Genomic DNA, 3,537 nt, shown 5'->3' with positions numbered 1-3,537 from the left:
GGGCGGCTCTTCCACCAGCGGGGGAACGTCGATGCAGGCGGGGCTCAGGCCGATGCAGCCGAGCAACAACAGGTGTTTCAAGTTGGGCATGGGGGCGTGTTCTGCAAGGTCGGGACCGGCTCGGTCCAGAGGCAGAACACTGCCATACCCGTCCACGGCAGAGGACCCTCCGTCCGGACCTGGAGGCCTCTGGAAACACGTCTGCCCGCCGCCCCCGGACTTCGGGTGGGGACGCGCGGGCAGGGGGACTTCAGAAGGCCGCGGACTACTTCTTCTTGCGGTTCTTCTTCTTGTTCTCCTTCTCCTTCTTGCGCCGCTCCTTGATGGCGTCGCGGTCGTCCGGCTTGCTCACGGACGGGGGCGCGTAGCCCATCAGGCGGGCCTTGGCCATCGCGGCCTGGCCCATGGGCGGCGTGTAGCCCGGGGCGATCTGCGGCAGCTGCATGGGCATGCCGCCCATGCCTCCCAGCCCCGCCATGGCCTTCTCCAGCGCCTTCGGGTCCTTCCCGAGCATGCTGCCCAGGTCCATGTTCTTCATCTGGCTCAGCTGCCCCAGCTGCTTGAAGCCGGGGATGCGGCCCAGCAGGCCCGGGTTCTGGCCGATGGTGCCCATCACCTGCTGCATCATCCCGAACTTCTGCAGCAGCTCACGGACCTCCTCCGGCTTGCGGCCACTGCCCTTGGAGATGCGGTTGATGCGGCTGGCGTTGATGATGTCCGGACGCAGGCGCTCCTTCTGCGTCATCGAGTCGTACATCGCCTCGATCTTCGTGAGCTCCTTCTCGTCCGGGTTCAGGTGCTCGGTGAGGTCGCCGAAGAGGGGGAACTTCTCCAGCAGGTCCTTCAGCGGGCCCATCTTGCGGACCATGCGGATCTGCTCGACGAAGTCCTTCATCGAGAACTGGCCGGAGAGCAGCTTGCGCGCGTCGTCCTCGGCCTTCTTCTCGTCGACGACCTTCTCGAAGTCCTTCATCAGGCCGACGATGTCGCCGAAGCCCAGGATGCGGCCCGCGAGGCCCTCCGGACGGAACTCCTCCAGCTTGTCCATCGACTCGCCCATGCCGAGGAACTTGATGGGCTTGCCCGTGACTTCCTTGATGGACAGCGCCGCGCCGCCGCGCGCGTCACCGTCCAGCTTCGTCAGGATGAAGCCGTCCAGCGTGAGGCGCCGGTCGAACTCAGCCGCCGTGCGCACCGAGTCCTGGCCAATCATCGCGTCGCACACCAGCAGGATGGTGTCAGGCTGCACGTTGGACTTGATGGACTCCAGCTCCGTCATCAGCGTCTCGTCGATGGCGAGCCGGCCCGCCGTGTCGATGAGCACCACGTCGCACTTCTGCTCGCGCGCGGCCGCGTAGCCCCGCTTGGCCAGCTCGGGCGGCTGCACGCCGGGCTCGTGGTAGACGGGGACCTTCAGCCGCTCGCCCAGCACCTTGAGCTGATCCACGGCGGCCGGGCGGTAGATGTCCGCGGCGACGAGCAGCGGCTTGCGCCCCTCCGCGAGGAGCCGGCTGGCGAGCTTGCCCGTGGTCGTCGTCTTACCGGAGCCCTGGAGGCCCACCATCATGATGCCGGACAGCTGGCCCTTGGGCTTCAGGTGGAGGCTCGTGTCCACCGGGCCCATCAGGGCCTCCAGCTCGTCGTGGCAGATCTTGATGAAGTGGTCCATCGCGCTGACCTTGCGCTTCTGGCCCCCCGCGTCCGTGACGGACGTCTGCACGACTTCGCCCACGGCCTTCTCGCGGACGCGGGCGACGAACTTCTTCACCACGTCGAAGGCGACGTCGGCCTCCAGCAGGGAGACGCGGATGTCTCGCAGCGACTCGTCCACCAGCTCGGGGGTGAGTTCGCTCTTGCCGGCGAGGCGGTTCTTGGCGGCCCGGAAGCCCTTGGTGACGGTCTCAAGCATGGGGGGCGCTTTATAACAGCGTCCCGCCAGATGCGACGGTCACGGAAGCCCCGGCCGTCCAGCAGTGGAGGAATCGAGGGGCTTTCCCCGCCACCCGGGACGCCGCCGCCCCGGGAGCCCCGCCCTGGAGGGCCTTCCCATCCCCTATGGGGAGGGGGGCTCGGAGGCCATTCCCGCCGTTCCGTCGGGTTCGGGCCACCCGTCCGGGCTCCCCAGCGCCGTGCTCAGCGCCTTCAGGACGACGTGAGACTTGAGGAGCATCTCGTCCAGTTCGGCCGCCGGGTCCGAGAGCGCCACGATGGCCCCTCCCGCGCCGATGCTGACCTCCCCGGGGCGGACCACCGCCGTGCGGATGACGACATTCAGGTCCGCCGCGCCGGTGGCGGAGAAGTACCCGATGGCGCCCGAGTACACCCCCCGGGGCTCCTGCTCCAGCCGGTCGATGAGCGCCATTGTGCGCTCCTTGGGGGCTCCCGTCATGGAGCCTCCCGGGAAGGCGGCGCGCACCGCGTCCACGGCCGTGAGCCCCTCGCGCAGGTGGCCCCGGATGGTGCTCACCAGCTGGTGCACCGTGGCGTACGATTCAACGTGCATGAGCCGGGGGACGTGGACCGAGCCCACCTCGCACACGCGCCCGAGGTCGTTGCGCACGAGGTCCACGATCATCAGGTTCTCCGCCCGGTCCTTCTCCTGGGAGCCCAGCTGTTGGCGCAGCCGTTCGTCCTCGGCCGGCGTGGCTCCGCGGCGCAGGGTGCCCTTGATGGGCTTGGACTCGACCCAGCGCTCGGCGTCCACGCGCAGGAAGCGCTCGGGGGAGGAGCAGGCGATGCCCAGGGTCCCCAGCCGGAGGTACGCGGCATAGGGCGCGGGGTTCAGCCGGCGCAGGCTCCGGTACAGGGCCAGGGGCTCGACGTGCGTGCGCGCGAGGAGCTTGTTGGTGAGGCAGACCTCGTACGTCTCGCCCTCGTGGAGTTGTTCCAGGCAGTGCTGAATGTCGGCCAGGTAGGTCTCGCGCTTCCTCGCGAGGCGGACCGGGAAGGGAGCACCCGGGCCTGGAGCGAGGAGCGCCAGGGCGGGCAGGGCACGAAGGTTGGCCTCGGTGGCGTCGAACCAGGCCTGGGCCTGGGCGGCTTCGTGCTCGGGGGCGAGCGCCACGAGGTACACCGTGCGTTCGAGGTGGTCCCAGGCCAGCAGCCGGTCCGCCAGGACGAGGCTGGCGTCTGGATCCGGTGAGGGATGGGGGGCGCTCGCGCCGCAGTCGTGCTTCAGCTCGTAGCCGAGATAGCCCACGAAGCCGCCCTGGAAGTCGAAGGGCAGGCCGGAGGGCGGTGCTCGCAGCCGCGTCAGCTCCTGCTGGAGGAAGGCGAACAGCTCCGTGGCGTGCTCGTCCGTTTCCTGGCTCCGGGTCACGGTGAGCCGGCGAGGGTTCACCTGGTAGTGGATGACGGCGGCGTGGGGGCCCGAGGCGTCACCCATGAAGGAGAAGCGGGACAGGCCGGCTTCGACGCGGCTGCTGTCCAACCAGAAGGCGTGCTCCTGGCTTCCGAAGAGTGTGACGAAGGCCTGCTCCGGGTCGGCGTCGAGCCGCAGCTGCCGGTGGTGGACGCGGAAGGCCGGCGGCTTAGGGA

2 protein-coding genes are annotated in these 3,537 nt (G+C 69.0%); both read right to left on the bottom strand.

Annotated elements, in window-relative coordinates; genetic code table 11:
• Positions 1-265: 265 nt before the first annotated feature.
• Entirely contained in the window at positions 266-1,909 is a 1,644-nt protein-coding gene (ffh, locus tag D7X55_RS37495; protein ID WP_121725535.1) for a signal recognition particle protein, read from the bottom strand.
• 144 nt (positions 1,910-2,053) lie between these two features.
• A partial coding sequence (gene pabB, locus D7X55_RS37490; RefSeq protein ID WP_121725534.1) for an aminodeoxychorismate synthase component I occupies positions 2,054-3,537 on the bottom strand: 1,484 nt, incomplete at its 5' end.

Origin of the sequence: Corallococcus sp. AB049A (assembly GCF_003668885.1) — a bacterium.
GTDB lineage: Bacteria > Myxococcota > Myxococcia > Myxococcales > Myxococcaceae > Corallococcus > Corallococcus interemptor.
Note: the sequence above shows the minus strand (reverse complement) of the source record. Positions and strands in the feature narration are given on the sequence as shown.

Bases quoted from the DNA above. Each gene is read 5' to 3' on its own strand.
- ffh (WP_121725535.1), bottom strand. From the start codon at position 1,909: ATGCTTGAGACCGTCACCAAGGGCTTCCGGGCCGCCAAGAACCGCCTC.